Origin of the sequence: Rhizobium sp. 768_B6_N1_8, from assembly GCF_051811225.1 — a bacterium.
Taxonomy (GTDB): domain Bacteria; phylum Pseudomonadota; class Alphaproteobacteria; order Rhizobiales; family Rhizobiaceae; genus Rhizobium.
On the sequence record NZ_JBPWPV010000001.1, the window covers coordinates 4,313,232 to 4,331,487 of the forward strand.

General features: G+C 59.4%; 17 protein-coding genes. 3 read left to right on the forward strand and 14 right to left on the reverse strand.

The window, feature by feature from the left end:
- Window positions 1-494: 494 nt before the first annotated feature.
- The 7 genes from AB8B33_RS21900 to AB8B33_RS21930 form a co-directional block, all read right to left on the reverse strand.
- On the reverse strand, window positions 495-683 hold the full coding sequence (locus tag AB8B33_RS21900) for a hypothetical protein (protein WP_113319858.1): 189 nt from the start codon (window positions 681-683) through the stop codon (window positions 495-497).
- Window positions 684-845: 162 nt separating this feature from the next.
- The gene (locus AB8B33_RS21905; RefSeq protein WP_439016869.1) at window positions 846-1,595 is read right to left on the reverse strand and encodes an ABC transporter ATP-binding protein; all 750 of its coding nucleotides are present in this window, start codon (window positions 1,593-1,595) and stop codon (window positions 846-848) included.
- Window positions 1,592-2,425: an ABC transporter ATP-binding protein gene (locus AB8B33_RS21910; RefSeq protein WP_113319860.1), complete on the reverse strand. Its 834-nt coding sequence runs from the start codon at window positions 2,423-2,425 to the stop codon at window positions 1,592-1,594. Before AB8B33_RS21910 ends, AB8B33_RS21905 begins: the two co-directional genes overlap by 4 nt.
- A complete protein-coding gene (locus tag AB8B33_RS21915; RefSeq protein ID WP_310385427.1) occupies window positions 2,422-3,357 on the reverse strand; it encodes an ABC transporter permease in 936 nt (311 codons plus the stop codon). Before AB8B33_RS21915 ends, AB8B33_RS21910 begins: the two co-directional genes overlap by 4 nt.
- Entirely contained in the window at window positions 3,354-4,421 is a 1,068-nt protein-coding gene (locus AB8B33_RS21920) for an ABC transporter permease (protein ID WP_439016870.1), read from the reverse strand. Before AB8B33_RS21920 ends, AB8B33_RS21915 begins: the two co-directional genes overlap by 4 nt.
- A 21-nt stretch (window positions 4,422-4,442) precedes the next feature.
- On the reverse strand, window positions 4,443-6,083 hold the full coding sequence (locus AB8B33_RS21925; RefSeq protein ID WP_439016871.1) for an ABC transporter substrate-binding protein: 1,641 nt from the start codon (window positions 6,081-6,083) through the stop codon (window positions 4,443-4,445).
- 44 nt (window positions 6,084-6,127) lie between these two features.
- Window positions 6,128-7,186, reverse strand: a complete 1,059-nt coding sequence (locus tag AB8B33_RS21930) for a dipeptidase (RefSeq protein ID WP_439016872.1) — start codon at window positions 7,184-7,186, stop codon at window positions 6,128-6,130.
- 284 nt (window positions 7,187-7,470) lie between these two features.
- Here AB8B33_RS21930 and AB8B33_RS21935 point away from each other — a divergent pair, with 284 nt between their 5' ends.
- Complete coding sequence (locus AB8B33_RS21935; RefSeq protein ID WP_439016873.1) at window positions 7,471-7,950, forward strand: NUDIX hydrolase; 480 nt, start codon at window positions 7,471-7,473, stop codon at window positions 7,948-7,950.
- 54 nt (window positions 7,951-8,004) lie between these two features.
- Here the strand turns inward: AB8B33_RS21935 and AB8B33_RS21940 are convergent, their stop codons facing one another.
- The 3 genes from AB8B33_RS21940 to AB8B33_RS21950 all read right to left on the reverse strand — a co-directional run bounded on the left by AB8B33_RS21940 (window position 8,005) and on the right by AB8B33_RS21950 (window position 11,605).
- Window positions 8,005-9,030 (reverse strand): ABC transporter permease, encoded by a 1,026-nt coding sequence (locus AB8B33_RS21940; protein ID WP_310385437.1) that lies wholly within the window; start codon window positions 9,028-9,030, stop codon window positions 8,005-8,007.
- Between the two features lie 34 nt (window positions 9,031-9,064).
- Entirely contained in the window at window positions 9,065-10,606 is a 1,542-nt protein-coding gene (locus AB8B33_RS21945) for a sugar ABC transporter ATP-binding protein (protein WP_439016874.1), read from the reverse strand.
- A gap of 69 nt (window positions 10,607-10,675) precedes the next feature.
- A complete protein-coding gene (locus AB8B33_RS21950) occupies window positions 10,676-11,605 on the reverse strand; it encodes a sugar ABC transporter substrate-binding protein (RefSeq protein ID WP_310385441.1) in 930 nt (309 codons plus the stop codon).
- A 386-nt stretch (window positions 11,606-11,991) separates the two neighbouring features.
- Between AB8B33_RS21950 and AB8B33_RS21955 the strand changes: the two genes are divergently transcribed.
- Complete coding sequence (locus AB8B33_RS21955) at window positions 11,992-12,495, forward strand: DUF1993 domain-containing protein (RefSeq protein ID WP_113319869.1); 504 nt, start codon at window positions 11,992-11,994, stop codon at window positions 12,493-12,495.
- 7 nt (window positions 12,496-12,502) lie between these two features.
- Here the strand turns inward: AB8B33_RS21955 and AB8B33_RS21960 are convergent, their stop codons facing one another.
- Both AB8B33_RS21960 and galE read right to left on the reverse strand, forming a co-directional pair.
- A complete protein-coding gene (locus AB8B33_RS21960; RefSeq protein WP_439016875.1) occupies window positions 12,503-14,047 on the reverse strand; it encodes an alkaline phosphatase family protein in 1,545 nt (514 codons plus the stop codon).
- A complete protein-coding gene (gene galE, locus AB8B33_RS21965) occupies window positions 14,025-15,008 on the reverse strand; it encodes a UDP-glucose 4-epimerase GalE (protein ID WP_439016876.1) in 984 nt (327 codons plus the stop codon). The genes AB8B33_RS21960 and galE overlap by 23 nt, the downstream gene beginning before the upstream one ends.
- A gap of 358 nt (window positions 15,009-15,366) precedes the next feature.
- On the opposite strand from galE, the gene AB8B33_RS21970 reads away from it, so the two are divergent.
- Entirely contained in the window at window positions 15,367-16,011 is a 645-nt protein-coding gene (locus AB8B33_RS21970) for a ThuA domain-containing protein (protein WP_439016877.1), read from the forward strand.
- Window positions 16,012-16,199: 188 nt separating this feature from the next.
- Here the strand turns inward: AB8B33_RS21970 and AB8B33_RS21975 are convergent, their stop codons facing one another.
- Together AB8B33_RS21975 and AB8B33_RS21980 are read right to left on the reverse strand one after the other, a co-directional pair.
- Window positions 16,200-16,457, reverse strand: coding sequence for a DUF2934 domain-containing protein (locus tag AB8B33_RS21975; RefSeq protein ID WP_439016878.1), 258 nt, complete (start codon window positions 16,455-16,457; stop codon window positions 16,200-16,202).
- 178 nt (window positions 16,458-16,635) lie between these two features.
- Entirely contained in the window at window positions 16,636-18,165 is a 1,530-nt protein-coding gene (locus AB8B33_RS21980) for an MFS transporter (RefSeq protein ID WP_439016879.1), read from the reverse strand.
- Window positions 18,166-18,256 lie beyond the last annotated feature (91 nt).

Genomic DNA, 18,256 nt, shown 5'->3' on the forward strand with positions numbered 1-18,256 from the left:
CTAGATTGCGTGGAACAGGTAAAGAAGGATGATGACGGGATCGGGATACCGATCTGCCATAGCAGGATGCCTTTCACGACCACTCTCCCTAAACAACACCGAAGTGTCAGGAGAATGCCAACGCATCCCAATTGTTCCGGATAGGAGAATATTCAATCAAATAGACGCCATCAGTCAGCGCCTCGAACGCGCCGGTGTCAGCCGACGACGCCGCAAACCATAGCGACGACGAAAAGGAAAGCCGCCGTGAAAAATGTTGCATGGATCGCGGTCTGGATTCTGTGCCGCGTAGTGACCGGCTTCTTTGCCGGTACGGATCCGTACTGGTTCACGTGAGTATGCGAAATACCCAGATTTGCCATGTGTCGCCTCCGCCTGTTTGTTTTGCGGCCGAATTGCCAGCTCGCATTTATATTCTTACATTCTCTATAAGGTAGATAGAGATAAAATTCCGTCCAGAGCAGACGGAAGAGAAAATCCACCCAGGCGCCAACTCAGCAGAGCGTGCGCCATGCCCAGATCCAGGAACGCTCGACGGCGCTGTCGCTCTGGGGTGCATTGGGGGATGTCTCGATCAACCGGCGATCCTTTTCTGCCGGGATAGTCACGGAGGCGGTTTCCCTCCGCTCGACCTTAACAGGAGGATCGAGGTAACCCATGGTCATCCCACCGAGAAAGAACATGCCTCAACCTCCATCGATCACGAAAGCAAACGGTCGTTAACGGGATCATGACAGAACTAAGGCAGCTGTCAATAGTCTAGTCGAATGGTCGTGTTTTAGGGAAACATTATCCTTAACGCCGACGGCATGCGATATTTTTCAAGGGCTTGAAAACATTGGCTTTCAAGCCTTCACGAAACCCTTGCTCGCGATCATCAAATTTCGCGTGTACTCCTCGTGAACGCTCCCGGCGGCAAGTTCGGCCGATGTCAGCCGTTCAACAACAGCGCCGCCGCGCATCACGGCAAGCCTCTTGCACATATGGGTGATGACCCCAAGATCGTGGCTGACCATGACGAATGTCAGTTTCCGGTCCCGCCGGATCTGCTCCAGCAGATTGAGAACCTCCGCCTGTACGGAGGCGTCGAGCGCCGATGTCGGCTCATCGAGCAGCAGGATGGATGGCTCGACAATCAATGCGCGGGCGATCGCCACACGCTGCCGCTGGCCTCCGGAAAGCTGATGCGGGTAGCGGAAGCGGAAACCATTGCCGAGCCCGACTTCGTCAAGCGCCCGTGCGATGCGCTTCTCGCTGTCGCTGATACCGTGGATGGCGAGCGGTTCCAGAAGCAGCCGGTCGACGGTCTGGCGCGGATGCAGCGACCCGTAGGGATCCTGGAAGACCATCTGGACGCTTCGATAGAAGCCTTTGCTGCGCTTCGAACCTTTAAGCGGCTCGCCGTGAATGCGGATCGTTCCCTCGCTGACAGGCGCAAGCCCGGCGACCGCGCGCAGCAGCGTCGATTTGCCCGAGCCGGACTCACCGACGAGGCCGAAGGATTCGCCGCTTTCGATGGAAACGCTCACATCCTTCAGCGCATGGAAATGGTCGTAGACGACACCAAGGTGGTCTGCAGACAGCGCCGTACTCATAGAGCCCACTCCGGCTTGCGGTCGAGAACCGGCAGCGGATGCCTGTCTTCACCGATCTGCGGCATGCAGTTCAGCAGGCCTTGCGTATAGGGATGCTTCGCGTTGCGAAGCTCGGATGCGGCGATCTCTTCGACGATACGACCGGCATACATGACGATGACACGGTCGCAGAAAGAGGAGACGAGTCTCAGATCGTGGGAGACGAAGATCAGCCCCATACCACGGTCGGACACCAGCCGGTCCATGATCCTCAAGACATCGAGCTGGACTGTTACGTCGAGGGCCGAAGTGGGCTCGTCGGCGATCAGCAGTTCCGGCCCGGCGATCAGCATCATGGCGATCATCGCGCGCTGGCCCATGCCACCCGAAACCTCGTGAGGATAGAGACCGAAGACACGGTTGGGATCGCGGATCTGTACCGCTTCCAGCATGTCGAGCGCACGGTCTCGCGCCTCGCCTTTGCCGACCTTCTCATGGGTGCGCAATGTTTCACAGATCTGCTTGCCGATGGTCATGACCGGATCGAGCGAATATTTCGGATCCTGGAGGATCATGGCGATACGTTTGCCGCGCAGCTTGCGCCGTTCGGCAGCCGAAGCCTTGAGGAGATCGAGGCCGCTGAAATCCAGCGCGTCGGCGGTGACGACACCATGCGTCGGTGTCAGCCCCATGATGGCGCGGCCGGTCTGCGACTTGCCGGAGCCGGATTCGCCGACGATACCGAGACGCTCCTTGCCGAGCGTGAACGACACGCTGCGCACGGCCTCGATAACACCAGTGCGGGTCGGATAGCTGACACGCAGGTTTTCGACGGTCAGAAGCGAGCTCATTGGCCGGCCTCCTTCGGATCGAGCGCATCGCGCAGGCCGTCACCCAACAGGTTGAAGCCGAGGCTGACGACGAGGATGGCAATGCCGGGCATGGCCGCGACCCACCACTGGTCGAGGATGAAGCGGCGCCCGGAGGCGATCATTGCGCCCCATTCCGGCAGTGGCGGCTGTGCGCCGAGGCCGAGGAAGCCGAGGCCGGCGGCCGTCAGGATGATACCCGCCATGTCGAGCGTCACGCGCACGATCAACGAGGAGATGCAGAGCGGCATGACGTGCCTGATAATGATGCGCAGCGGCGAGGCGCCCATCAGCTTGACCGCCGAGATATAGTCGGACCGCCGGACCGTCAGTGTCTCGGCGCGGGCGATGCGCGCATAAGGCGGCCAGGAGGTGATGGCGATGGCGATGATGGCGTTCTGGATGCCGGGCCCGAGGGCTGCGACGAAGGCGAGCGCGAGGACGAGCTTCGGGAAGGCAAGGAAGATATCGGTGATACGCATCAGCGTCGCATCCACCCATCCTCCGGCATAGCCCGACACAGTGCCGACGATGAGTCCAACAGGCGCGGAGATGATGGCGACCAGCACGACCACGAGCAATGTCAGCCGCGAGCCGTAAACGAGACGTGAGAAGATATCGCGGCCCTGATCGTCGGTGCCGAGCAGATAGCCGGCGCTGCCGGGCGGCAGCAGGCGGGCATTCATGAGATCGCCGACAACGGGATTGTGGGTGGCGATCAGATTGGCAAACGCAGCAATCAGTAGCAGCGCCACGATGATCAGCAGGCCGACGACGGCAAGCCGGTTTGCCGTAAACTGCCGCCAGGTAACGTAGGCGCGGCCGAGCCGGGCCTGCATGCGTGACTGCGGCCGGTCGGACAGCAACCAGTCACGGCGGCTCAAGGGCGTGGAAGGCGTGGTCGGAACCGTCATCGGTTGCGCGTCCTCGGGTCGAGTATCCGATAGAGAAGATCGGAAATAAGGTTGATGCCGACAAAGACCGTGCCGATGATGATCGTGCCGCCAAGTACGGCGTTCATGTCGGCGTTTTGCAGCGAGTTGGTGATGTAGAGGCCGATGCCCGGCCAGGAGAAGACCGTCTCCGTCAGCACCGAGCCTTCAAGCAGGCCCGCATAGGAAAGCGCTATGACGGTGACGAGCGGCACCGCCGCATTTCTCAGCGCATGACCCCAGATCACCCGCGTTTCCGATAGGCCCTTGGCGCGGGCTGCCACCACATATTCCTGCGACAGCTCATTCAGCATGAAGCTGCGGGTCATACGGCTGATATAGGCGAGCGAGAAATAGCCCAGCAGCGAGGCCGGCAGGATGATGTGGCGGAAGACGTCGTAGAAAACATCCCACTGCCCCTGCCAGGCACTATCGAGGAGATAGAAGCCGGTGACCGGCGTAAAACTGTACTCATAGACGATGTCGATACGGCCAGGGAAAGCCACCCAGCGCAGCCGCGCATAGAAGATGACGAGCGAGATCAGCGCCAGCCAGAAGATCGGCACCGAATAGCCGACGAGGCCGATGACGCGCACGACCTGGTCGGCAATGCTGCCGCGGCGCACGGCAGCGAGAACGCCAAGCGGCACACCGACAACAGAGCCGATGATCGTGCCGACGGTCGCAAGTTCCAGCGTCGCCGGGAAGACGCGGCGAATATCGACCATGACCGGATTGGTGGTCAGGACGGAATTGCCGAAATCACCGGAAAGGATGCCTTTTAGATAGATATAGAACTGCTCGTAGAGCGGCAGGTCAAAGCCCATCTCGCGGCGGACTCGCTCGACGACATGGGTCGGCGCGCGGTCGCCGAGTATGGCGAGCACGGGATCGATCGGCACAACGCGGCCGATGAAGAAGGTGACGGCCAGAAGGCCGAGATAGGTGGTGGCGGCGGCGAAGAGGAAACGCCCCAGCGCCTTCGCAAAGGAGAGTGCACGGCCCTTGCGGGGCCGCGCCTCCTGTCTTGTTTCGACGATGCTCACTGGATCAGCCTAGCCGGCTCATCACTTCGAGATCGGGCCTACATAGTTCGTGTCGAAGCTGGGACCCAGCTTGAAGTCCTTGAGGCTCTTGCGATAGCCGGCCACTTCGATCTGCTGGAAGATGACGACGAAGGGGCTGTTGGCCAGGAACTTTTTCTGGACATCCTCATACATGGCCGCACGCTTAGCGGCGTCACGTTCAAGAAGGGCGGCCTTCGTTTCCTTGTCGAGTTCGGGCGCTTCCCAGGTATTGCGCCATGCGAGCGTCTTCACCGTACCGGCGTCGGAATTGTCCGGGTTGGATGTGAACGTGTCGGCGTTGGAGTTCGGGTCGAAATAGTCCGAGCCCCACTGGCCGATATATATGTCGTGCGTGCGAGCGCGGTACTTGGTCAGCGTCTGCTTGCCGTCACCGGGGATGATTTCCATCTTCACGCCGGCCTGGGCGAGTGTCTGCTGCATGGATTCGGCAATGCCGGTGACCGGCTGCGTGTTGCGCACATCCATGGTGACCGAGAAACCATCCGGCAGGCCGGCCTTGGCGAGCAGTTCCTTCGCCTTTGCAACGTCGAGCTTGTAGGGGTTCTCATTCAGCGCACCGAGCTGGCCGGTCGGCAGGAAAGTCTGGTGGATCTCGCCGATGCCCTTGATGAGGGTCGCGCCGATTGCATCGTAGTCGACGAGATATTTGAAGGCTTCCTGGACCTCAGGCTTCTTCAGATTCTCGTTCTTGCCGTTAAGGCTGACATAATAGACCGTGCTCTTCGGCGCATTGGTCGTCGCCAGATCCGCATTCTTGGTCACGGCGTCGAGGTCACCGGGCTCCAGGTTGCGGGCGATATCGATATCACCGGCCTCAAGCGCCAGGCGCTGAGCGGAGCTTTCCTTCATGTAGCGGTAAATGACGCGATTAAGCTTTGCCTTCTCGCCGTAATAATTGTCGTTACGCTCCATGACGACGACTTCGTTGGCGCGCCACTCACGCAGCTTGTAAGCGCCGGAGCCGGCATAATTCGTCTTCAGCCACTCGTTGCCGAAGTCGTTGTCGTATTTGTGGTCGGCATCGACAGTGACCGGTTTCACATGATCGAGAACCAGCTTCTTGTCGACGACAGAAGCCACCGTTGCCGTCAGGCAGTTCAGCACGAAGCTCGGCGCATAGGCCTTGTCGACAGTGAAGGTGAAGGTGGTCGGATCGACGGCCTTTGCCTTTTCGGTGACGTTATCGCCAGTCAAGCCGAACTGGGTGAGAATGAAGGCCGGGCTCTTGTCGAGCTTCACGGCACGCTCGAAGGACCAGGCAACGTCTTCGGCGGTGATCGGATTGCCGGAAGCAAACTTCAGATCCGGCTTCAGCTTGAACGTATAGGTCAGGCCGTCATCGGAAACGGTCCAGCTGTCGGCGAGATCGCCCTTGATCTTTGACGTGTCGTTCATGTCGAGACGAACGAGCAGGCTGTAGGTGTTGCTTGTGACTTCCGCAGTCGAAAGCTCGAAAGCTTCGCCCGGATCCATCGTGATGATGTCGTCGATGGCAAAACCTTCGACGAGCGTGTCCTTCGGCGTCTCTGCAAAGACCGCAGGCGCTGCTACCATCAGGAGCGAAAGCGCAGCCCCTGCGGAAAGAAGACGAAAGCTGCGGTTGAGTTTGGTAATCATCATGGTTTGTTCCCCTGTTTTGATTGATTACTAAGTATTATTTGGTTTCAGGCGTCCTCTTCCCTCCACGCCGAAGCCAGAATGCGAAGCCAGTTTTCGCTGGCCATTTTGGTCAAGTCCTCCTCACCATAGCCAGCTTGCCGGAGAGCGGCAATCAGCCTCTGGTTGCCCGAGGCATCACCGATTTCTTCCGGAATGGTAGCACCGTCAAAGTCCGAGCCGAGCGCCACGCAGTCGATCCCGACGCGGTTCACGAGATAGTCGATATGGCGGATCATGTCGGAAAGCGGCGTGTCTACATCGGAGCGGCCGTCTGGACGAAGCATGGCGGTGGCGTAGTTCACGCCAACGAGCCCGCGACGCTCACGGATCGCATCAAGCTGCCTGTCGGTGAGGTTGCGCGCGACCGGCGTCAGCGCATGGACGTTGGAATGGCTGGCTACAAGCGGCTGATCGCTCGTCTTCGCCACATCCCAGAAGCCCTTCTCGGTGATATGGGCAAGGTCGACCATGATGCCGAGACGATTGCACTCGCTCACCAGCGCGAAGCCGGCTTCCGTCAGACCCGGCGCCGTATCCGGCGAGCTCGGGAAGGCAAAGGGCACGCCATGACCGAAGATATTGTGCCGGCTCCACACCGGGCCGAGCGAGCGCAGCCCGGCGGCATAAAAGACATCAAGCGCAGCAAGATCGGCGCTGATCGCCTCACAGCCTTCGATATGCATGACAGCAGCGAAAATGCCTGATGCCATCGCCTTACGGATATCTTTCACCGTGCGGCAGAGCCGCCAGGCGCCGGCACGGTCGAGCCGGAGCGCAATCGCCGCCATTTCCGTAGCAATTGTGAGCGACGGCAGTGGATCAAGGGGGGCAGCAAGCGGCGTTGCGTAGTGGCCGTTCCCATCCGGATCGGCAAAAACCAGATCGCCCGAGGGAATGTAGATAGCACAAAGGCCACCCGCCAGACCGCCGGCCTTTGACCGCGGGGCATCTATATGGCCTGCGGTCGTGCCGTTCGCAAATTCCGCAACCGGATCACTTCCGTCTTTCGCATGGGACCAGAGTCGAAGGAGAACGTCGTTATGACCGTCGAATACGAGTTGCATCTGCTTTCCTGCACTGCCCGAACGGGCGGATCGAAGCGGCAAGAATAGAAAAGCTGGCAGAAAGCGCCACCTATTTTTTTACAAATGCGCAATGGAGAAACCGTGCAATTTTGCGATGTAAAAAGGTAACGTCGCAAATACCTTGGATGCCGCAGTCCGCAGGCTCAACCGCCGCGGAACGTCTTTTTCTGCCAATGATCTGAGAGAACCCCATAAGTGAGGAAATTTTCCAGGCGCTTATTCGACAATACCCGGATGCCAGGCTGACGACAGCCGATCAGCCCTTGCAGGAAACCGATTTTGAGACACAGAAACACAAGCACTTTTCCCGCCGGGCGTTGGGCGGAGCGATCGGCATCGTCCATAATGCCAGAGGCCAAATCGTCTTGGCGAAGAGAAGCGGTATGCATGCAGGCTGGTCTCTGCCGGGCGGAACGGTCGAAGAAGGCGAGGATTTCTCCGCCGCATTTCGCCGGGAGATATCTGAAGAGATCGGCGTGTCTTTGGACCTGGTAGATCTGATCGAAGTCGAACGAAAAAAGTTTATTTCACCACAAGGCGAAACCTTCGATTTTCTGCTCACCGTCTTCGAGGCACGGATGCGTGAGGAAGAGCTGCCGGGACCAATGGATGACGCTATCGCGGAGGGACTGGAAATCGCTCTCTTCTACCCGGCCGATATTCCTTCCGAGATGATTTTGGGTGATCGCCAGAAACTCATGCAACATGTGAAGATATCGGGAGCCCTGGATTCTTCGTTGTGATCGCAGTCATTCTCCATGAAACAATGAAGGGGGCCGAAGCCCCCTTTTTTCGGTTCAGTGCTTGGTTCGTTTCTTCTGCCTGTAGACGTCAATGACGACGGCCGCGATGATGATGACGCCCTTGACGATTTCCTGGTAATAGGCATCGATCCTGAGGAAAGTGAAGCCTGACGTCATGACGCCGAGGATGATGGTGCCGATGACGGTGCCGGTGATGCGCCCGACGCCGCCGGTAAGCGAGGTGCCGCCGATGACGGTCGCGGCAATCGCGTCGAGTTCATACCCGACCCCCATGCTCGCTTGCGCGGTTTCAGCGCGCGCTGCCGTGACGATACCGGCAAGACCGGCAAGCAGTCCCGCGATCACATAGACCTTGACGAGGTGCGCCTCGATATTGATGCCAGATACGCGCGCAGCCTGCGGGTTCGCGCCGATGGCATAGGTGAACTTGCCATAGCGCGTGTAGCGCAGCGCAATATGAAAGATCAGCGCGACGACGAGGAAAACGACAACCGGCCACGCCTTGGTTCCAATGAAATGAAACTGCTCGGTAATGCCGGAAACCGGCTGTCCCTTCGTATACCACTTCGCCACACCTCTGGCCGAAACGAACATGCCGAGCGTCGCGATAAACGGCGGTATCTTCGTGTAGGCGATGAGCGCGCCGTTTATGAGACCGGCCGCCGCCCCGATCAGCAGGCCGATCATGATCGGCACGAGAGCCGGCAGGTCGGTCAGCGACGGGAAGACGGCTCGTCCCCAGGTAGAGGACTGGGCGAAGCTCGTTGCGATCATCGCTGTCATGCCGACGACCGAGCCCGACGAAAGATCGATGCCGCCGGTGATGATGACCTGGGTGACGCCGACGGCGATAATGCCGATGACGGAAACCTGCAGGATCATGATCGTCAGGCGCTGCGAGTTCAGAAGGAAGCTCTGGCCGATGAAGATCCAGCCAAGGATTTCGTAGATGAGCGCAATACCAACCAACACGAGGAAGATGCTGAGTTCCGGCGGCACACGCCGCCTTCTCGGCCGGGTTGCGAGCGGAGCCGTACCCTCTGCTGCCTTGGTAGTCATGTCAAACCTCCCTTTGGCGATCGCGGACAGCGCATCACTGCGCAGCCAGTTCCATCACCTTGATCTGCGTTGCTTCATCGCGATTGAGGAAACCGGTCACGCGTCCTTCATGCATGACCATGATGCGGTCGCTCATGCCGAGCACTTCGGGCATCTCGGACGAGATCATGATGATCGCCACGCCGTTTCGCGCCATTTCGGTGACCAGCCGATGAATTTCCGCCTTGGCGCCGACATCGATGCCGCGTGTCGGCTCGTCGAGGATCAGGATCTTCGGATGGGTGAGCAACCAGCGCCCGATCAGCACTTTCTGTTGATTGCCGCCCGAAAGATTCTCGACCCGCTCGTAAAGACTGGGCGTTTTCACGCGTAGCCTTTTTGCCATGTCTTCGCAGGTCGCCTCGATCGCACCCTGCTGCACGAAGCCGCCCTTGACATATCTGTCCTGCAGGACGGCAATCTGCATGTTCTCCAGAACATCGAGGATCAGCAGGCAACCGGTGTCTTTCCGATCCTCGGTCAGAAACGCCATCTGGTGACGGATGGCCTCGGTCGGCGAGGATATGGTCACCGGCTTGCCGAAGAGTTCGACCGAACCGGAACTCGCCGGCGTTACCCCGAAAAGCGTTTCGGCGACGTTTGAGCGCCCGGAGCCGACGAGGCCGGCCACACCGAGAATCTCGCCGGCTCTCACTTCGAAGGAGACGTCGCGGAAGACCCTGTTGAGACAGAGATCCTTGACCGAGAGCACGACCTCGCCAATCGGCACCTCTTCCTTGGGGAACATCTGGGTGATCTCGCGCCCGACCATCATGCGGATGATGTCGTCGCGGGTGACCTCGGTCGAGGCATGCGTGCCGATATAACGGCCGTCGCGGAAGACAGAGAATTCGTCGGCGATCTCGAAAAGCTCGTTCATCTTGTGGGTGATGTAGACGATGCCGATGCCTTGGGCCCTGAGATCGCGGATAATGCGGAAAAGATGCTCAACCTCGCGCTCCGTCAACGCCGAAGTCGGCTCGTCCATGATGAGGACGTCGGAATTGTAGGAAACCGCCTTGGCGATCTCGACCATCTGCCGGTTTGCGACCGAGAGATAGCGGACTTCGATATCAGGATCGATCGCGATATTGAGCCGGGCAAACAGCTCCTCGGTCATGCGATGCATCGCGCCATGATCGACGAAACCGAAGCGGTTCTTGGGCTCGCGGCGAATCCAGATATTTTCCGCAACCGTCATGAACGGCATCAGGTTCAGTTCCTGATGGATCATGGCGATGCCGTTTTCCAGCGCATCGAGCGGAGATTTCAACCGGATTTCGACCCCTTTCAGGCGGATATCGCCTTTGTCGGGCGTGTAGATGCCGGCGAGGATCTTCATCAGCGTCGACTTGCCGGCGCCGTTTTCCCCCATCAGCGCATGCACGGAGGCACGCTTCAGCCGGAACTGCACGTCGTCGAGCGCGACGACGCCTGGAAATTCCTTGCGAACACCCTCTGCGCTCAAGAGATATTCCGCATTCGGAACTGCGCCGCTCGCGCGCACGGCGGCCATGGTTGACGGGCTGACGGCCATATCATCTCCTCCGGATACGGACAGGCTGAAAGGATGCGGGCAGAGCCCGCATCCTGCTTGGCGTTTGCCTCAGTTCTTGGTGACGAAGTCCTTGACGTTGGCAGGCGTGACGAGCTGGAAGGGGATGTAGACCTTCTTGTCGGCCTTTTCGCCCTTGGCAATCTTGAGTGCCGTATCGAGCGCGCCCTTGCCCTGGCCGGCGGCATCCTGGAACACGGTGACGTCGAGGTCACCCGCCTGCATTGCAGCAAGCGCGTCCTGCGTGGCGTCAACGCCGCCGACGACGACCTTGCTCATATCCTTGCCGGCTGCCTTCAGCGCCTGGATGGCGCCGATCGCCATTTCATCGTTGTTGGAGATCACGGCGTCGAACTCTATGCCGCTGGAGAGCCAGTTGGTCATCAGGTCGGCGCCCTGGGTACGATCCCAGTTGGCCGTCTGCTCTTCCACGATCTCCAGTCCCTTGCATTCGTCCGTCTTGATGACGTCATGAACGTCCTGGGTCCGCATGCGCGCAGCCTGGTTGGAGAGTTCGCCCATGATGACGACGGCCTTGCCCTTGCCGCCGAGAATACGGCAGATTTCCTTGGTTTCCAGCGTGCCGGATTCCTGCTCGTTGGAAGCCACGAAAGCCTGCTTGTCCGGCAGCGTGTCGACGTTGACCGGCTGGCGGTTGACGTAAACCAGCGGAATGCCTGCATCAGCCGCAAGCTTCGACATCGCCGTCGTCGCATCGGTATCGACAGGGTTGACGATGATCGCATCGACCTTGGAGGCGATGAAATTCTGGATCTGGCTCTGCTGCTTGGAGACGTCGTTCTGCGCGTCTTCAACCTGCAGTGTGACCCCACTAAGCGTCTTTGCATAATCGGTCATGCCGTTGCGCAGAACGGTCAGGAAGTTGTCGTCGAATTTGGCCATCGAAACGCCGACGGTTTCTGCGTGTGCGGCCGTCGACAGGACGAGCGCCATCGCAGTTCCCAGAATGAATTTTTTCATTGCATTTCCTCCACAAAGCGGTGCCCGGCTGCACCCTCCTCACGCCGGGGCCCCAGACATCCGTCTGCAGACCTCAATCCCACGCCGCCTCTCCCGTGGCGGCCCCGTCAAAACGGAACAAACAAACCGTAAAATTTGTTTCGCGGAATATTCATTCCATTTTATCGAAACGGCGTCAAGCCTCTTTGCTGATTTCGGCTGTCGTTGCCGAATAGCCGACGCCTGCTGTGGTGAATTCTGCATGATCAGCCTGTTGCAATCCGGCCATCATGGGCGGTGAACCGTCACAGGCGCTTATTGCGAAAGCCGTAGAGATCCCCATCTAGTCGGAGCCCCGAACAGCCTGCGCACACCGGCTGTTTTTTAAAGATTTTGGAGACAGGACAATGTCCATTTCGATGTATCGCCTGACCGTGCCTATGTTCCAGCGCGGCATTGCCAGCCTGAAGACCTATCTCGACAAGGCGGAAGCCTATGCCGAGGAAAAGAAGATCGACCCGACCATCCTCGTAAACGCTCGCCTCGCCCCGGATATGCTGCCGCTTTCCGGCCAGTACCAGCGTGCCAGCGATAGCGCCAAGTTCGCGCTCGCCCGTCTGACGGCGACTGACGCGCCTAAATTCGAGGACAATGAAGCGACGATCGCCGACCTGCGCGAACGTATGGCAAAGACCGAAGCTTTCCTTGCGAGCTTCACCGCCGGAGCTCTTGATGGTAGCGATGTGAGAGAGATCACCGTGCCGGGCCGCAATGGCTCCGTCGTTCCAGGCATCGAATATGTCGCCCTCTTCGCGCTGCCGAACTTCTATTTTCACGTGACGACGGCACATGCCATCCTGCGCAACCAGGGTGCGCCGGTCGGCAAGCGGGATTTCCTCGGAAACTTCTGATGTTTAATCAGGGCCGGTACATTACCGGCCCTCTTTCCGTCAGTTCGGTATAGGCAAGCGTCTGATCCAGATGCCGCGCCCTGAGCGACAGCAGCCGTTCAGCATAGTTGAGCCGCACCGAGGCATAGGCCGGATGATCGGCAAGATTGCGCAGCTCCATCGGATCGTTGACGAGATCGAAAAGCAGCGCCGGCAATGCGGTGAAATGCACGTATTTGAATTGCTCGTCGCGGATGACGGCAAGATTCAACTCGTTCGACCGAAGGCCGAAATACCGCTCCGCCTCGCCATGAACGATATCCCGGAAATCGAATTCCCAGAAAGCCGCATCCCGCCAGCCCTGCGCTGCGCCGCCATCGAGGAAAGGCGCAAGCGAGCGCCCATCGATGCCATTGGCAGGCCTCATACCGAGCCGATCGCAGAGCGTAGGGAACACATCGGCGGCACTGGTGAATTTCTCGACGATACCGCCGGCGGAAGCCGCGCCAGGATCGCGGATGACGAGCGGAATATGATAGCTGCCATCGAAATAGCCGCCTTTGCCGAGGGTCCAGTGATCACCCGCCATCTCGGCATGATCGGACGTGAAGACGACGATCGTGTTGTCCCACTCGCCGGCATCCTTCAGCGCTTGCCAGATACGCCCGAGCTGGTCGTCTACCTCGGCAATCATGCCGTAGTAGATCGACCTGATGGCGTCGAAGTCGGCAGCGCTCAAATCGCTGAGCGGCCCTTCCGCCCCATGGATGAAACTGCCCTTGTCGGCACGCGGCATGGCATAGGCGAGATAGGGATGGCCTTGCTGTTCCATTTCGCGGCCTATCGCACGTGCAAATGCCGGGCCTTCGTCCGGCTTGAACATGCGGTTGTATGGCTCCGGCACAGAGAAGGGCGGATGCGGCCGCAGGAAGGAAATATGCGCGAACCACGGCGCATCCTGCTCGCCCATCCAGCGGGTGAATTCCCCGGCCAGGAAAGCGGTCTGCGTCTCTTCGCGCGAATAGGCTGGCGCCGCATTCGAGATTTCCCCTGCTGCAGTGCCGACCGGAATATGGATATCACGGCTGACGGCATCAGCGCGGCCGCGCGAACGCAGCCAGGAAAGCCATTGCCTCTCATGCTCCGGCAGAAGCTGGCGAACAGTGAAACCCGGCAGCACACCTTCATAGGTCGTCAGATGCGGATCATTGACATCCATATCGCGCGGATCGGGCGCCGTGTCCGTATAGCCGAACAGCGTCGGATCGTAACCCGCCCGTCTTGCCGCCAGCGCCAGATTGTCGAACCGCCGGTCGAGCGGCGAGCCGTTCCGGCAGACCCGGTGGTTCATCTGGTAGAGGCCGGTATAAAGTGTGGCGCGCGCTGGCGAGCAGGGAGCCGCACCGGCATAATGGCGACGGAAAAGCGTTCCCTCCTTCGCCAGGGCATCGACATTCGGTGTCCGGACGCAGGCGTGCCCCACAGCCGAGAGGCAATCGCCGCGCCATTGATCCGCAGTGATGACGAGAACGTTGCGCCGTGACCCGCGTTCAGTGATGATTTGATCTCGCATGCCAGTTCCAGGCCGACTGAATGATCTGCGAGAGATCATACTGTGGCACCCAGCCCAGCACGTCCCGCGCCTTGTCGTTATTGGCGACCAGCGTGTGCGAATCGCCTTCGCGACGACCGATATACTCGACCGGGAAGGGCTTGTTGGAGACGTCCTCGATGGCGCCGAGCAATTCCTTCACAGTGGTACCGGTGCCCGTGCCGAGATTGAGCGCGACGGATTCGCCGCCATCCAGCAGATATTGGACGGCGCGCACATGCGCGTCGGCAAGATCGAGAACATGGATATAGTCGCGCACGCAGGTGCCGTCGCGCGTCTCGTAATCGCTGCCGAAAACCTTGAAGCCCTGGCGACGGCCCAGCGCCGCATCGATCGCCAGCGGGATCGCATGCGTTTCCGGCTGGTGCCATTCGCCGACCCGGCCTTCGAAATCGGCACCGGCAGCATTGAAGTAGCGCAGCACGACGGAGCGAAGGCTCTTGTACTGGTCGTAATCGGCAAGCGCTTGCTCGACGATATATTTGGTACGGCCATAGGGATTGATCGGCACCTGACGGTGCGTCTCATCGAGCGGCACGCTCTGCGGCAGACCATAGGTCGCGCAGGTGGAGGAGAAGACGAAAGCATTGATGCCGGCGGCCTGCGCTGCCGACAGCAGCGTCAGCGTGCCGATGACGTTGTTCTCATAGAAGGAGACCGGATCCTTGACCGATTCGCCGACTTCGATCAGCGCCGCGAAATGCAGGATCGCCGACGGCTTGTGCTTTGCCAGCACCTCATGGAGCCGGGCGCGATCGCGAATATCACCCTCTTCCGCCGGTCCCCATTTGACGAATTCGCGATGGCCGTTGGAAAAATTATCGAAGACGACGGGCTTGTAACCCTTGTTCGCCAGATCGAGACACGTATGCGAGCCAATATACCCAGCGCCGCCAACGACGAGTACCGTTTCACCTGCCATACATCTCACCTTTTGCAAGCCACAGATGCGCAGACCTTAGCCAAGTTACACGTCAGTAAAAAGTTATCTCGGTTACATATCTGCAAAAATAAGAAGATTAGAGACGGCTTGCATACGGAATACGCCTTTCGGCAGGGCGATTGACTTGCCGGCCACATAAAAAACCGGACACGTCTCGAGTGTGCCGGCAACGGCTTTCGCATCGGAGACATTCGTTATATCGCTAGCGACGTCGGCAATGAACGCGGCCGTCTCAGCCGTTTAGTTGTCGCAGAGATCAGGCGACATCTGGCCGACGAACCGTTGCGCTATAATGTTACCGTCGAAAGCCTGCTTATTCAGGCCTAGAGGAGGAAATATGAAAAAGGCGATCATCGTCTGGGGCGGCTGGCTGGGCCACGAGCCGGAGCCCTCCGCCAATATCGTTGGCGAATTGCTGCGCGAGGATGGCTTTGCAGTCGAAATCACCAATGATCTAGGCATATTCGGGTCGCCGCTCCTCGCCAGCGCCGATCTGCTGGTGCCGATCATTACCGGCGAGAAGCTGGAAAAGCCGCATGCGGATGCCCTGGTCGAAGCTGTTCGCGGTGGCCTCGGCCTCGGCGGCCATCACGGCTGCCTTGCCACCTCCTTCAAGGAAAGTGCCCCCTTCCGCTACGTCTCCGGCGTCACCTGGGTTGCCCATCCCGGCAATGTCATTGACTTCCGGGTTGCCGTAACGCGGCAGGACGATCCGTTAATGGAGGGCATTCCAGACTTCGACTACCGCTCGGAGCAGTATTATCTGCACTATGATCCCTCGGTCGAAATCCTCGCTACCACGACCTTCACCGGCCAGTACGATCCTGCCGCGCGCAATGTCGCGATGCCCGTCGTCTTCAAGCGACATTTCGGCGAGGGCCGCATCTTCTATTCCGCACTTGGCCATGTCGCCGCTGAATTCAGCCACCCCTACATGCCCCTCATTCTCCGGCGCGGTCTCAGTTGGGCCGCTCGCCAGTAATCGGGGCAGGATCGGAAGGAGCTGCGATGCTCGGTTGGGGGCTTCGATGAACATACAGAACCGAGGACCGTTCAGGCCATGATTGCGAACAAGCCCGCCTGACAATGAAAAAGCCGCCGGCGCGACGGCCAGCAGCCTTTAGCATTCAGTATATAAAAGCGCCTCTGCGACGCCGGCCTCAGCCGAGCCTAGCGGCCAGCCGCCTTGCGCCGGCTGCTATCACTATCCTGCGCCTCAGCCTCGTCATAAGCGCGCATCAGGCGCCCGGCTGCCTTCAGCTTTTCGATGAGATCGCTCCCATCGGCAGAGGCCTTGGTGGCTTCAAGCTGTTCGAATTCTCTGTGCGCCTGCGCCCAGTGGCTTTCGCCCCGACCATGCGGCCGGCCTTCCTCTTCCCAGATGGCATATGCCCGCTGGCTGACCCAATCATCCCGATTACGACTCATTGCAAAAACCCCAGCCAATAAATACGCACACGCAATACCAATGAGAATAAAGGTGCCAGCCTGGACTTTAGGAGTCGTTACTGCGGGATGTAATTTTGCAGGATAAATTGCTTAGAAAAGAGTAGTTTTTCGTTGGCTATAGTTAAAAGGGCGGAAACGTTCGTCCGCCCTGATATGTTCAAACAGCGATAGACTCTTCAACCGCTTCCTCGGCTTCACCGGTACCTCGTCCCATGAAGGTGAAAATGACGATTGCCGTCAGAATGGTAATGCCGGTTAGAAACCACAGAAGCAGGCCGAAGGCACTATTATAGGCACGGATGAGTTCCAGTTCTCCCATGCCGGAAAGAGCCTGGCCCGCACCGTTGAGATCCCCCGTCACCAGTCGCTGTGCCGCCACTGTCGCTTCATGGCTTGTTCCAAGATAGGACTGCGTCAGTGCGGAGAGGACCGCACTCACGATAGCGAGCGCCACCCCTTCGCCGGCAACGCGGGTCGTACTGAAGATCCCGGTTGCCATGCCGGCACGCTCCTTCGGCACGACACTGACGGCAAGTCCGTCCATGAGACCCCAGGGCAGGCTGATGCCGATACCGATCGTCAGCAGCGGTGCGATAAGCGCCACATGGTCCGAACCGACGGGAATGTGCGCGAGCCAGAAGAGACCGGCAGCCGAAATGACGAGACCGACGCTGCAGATCGTTGCTGCCGGCAACCACCGGGTCAGCAGCCCGGCCGCGATCGGCAGGATGAGAAGCGGACCGGAAAGCGCGATCATCATCTGTCCGGCGGCAACCGCACTCAAACGCTCGACACCGACGAAGCGCACCGGCAGCAGGATCAGCAGGACGACGAAAGCATAAGCGGGAGCCGCCGCCAGAAGCTGCACACCGACAAAGCGAGGGTAGCGGAAAAGCGTCAGATCAAGCATCGGCCGCTTTACGAGATGCTCGATGAAGCAGAAGAGGGCTATCAGCAGCGCCGAGCCAAGAATGAGCCCAAGCGTGAGAGCATCGCCCCAGCCGCTTTCCGGCACCCGCAGCACGCCATAAGTAAAGAGCGATAGGGCGAGCGTGAAGCTGATAGCGCCCGGCCAATCGAGCCCCCTTGCCTCGGGGTCGCGGGTTTCCGTCAGGAATACCGCCCCGAAAACGAAAGCGATGATTGCGAGGCCAACCACGAGTGCGAAAATCGCTCGCCACCCGAAGGCCTCGATCATCATGCCCGACGCCATCGGTCCGAACGCCAGGCCAATACCGAAACTTGCACCGACGAGACTGAAGGCGCGCATGCGTTCCTTTCCGTCAAACTCCTGTGCCAGCGATGCCATTCCGCCGGAAAAGGCCGCGGCCGAGCCGAAACCCTGAAGCGCGCGAAGGCTGTCGAACCAGATAATGTCAGGCGAAAAAGCAAGCCCGCCGGCAAACAGGATGAAGGCGGCAAGGCCACACAGGAAGATGCGTTTGCGGCCATAGCTGTCTGCCAGCGCGCCGGCCGCCATCAATGTGCTGCCGAATGTCAGCATGAAGGCATTGGTGACCCAATTATGGGCAATAGGGCTGCCGCCAAGTTCGGCACTGATCGCCGGCAGGGCCACCGCGGGACCAGTGAATGTGAGCGGCATAGCCGCGGCCGCAGAGCAGACGGCGATCAAGACGAAGATTTTCTCCGCGATACTTGTAGGTTTGGACTTGTGGGGAACGGTCATCTGATATCCGCTGGTTCGAGGGTGGGACGCGCTTGGGAGGGGCGCGGGGCGCTGAAACGCCTGGACTTCGATTGCGGAAAGCAGCATAAAT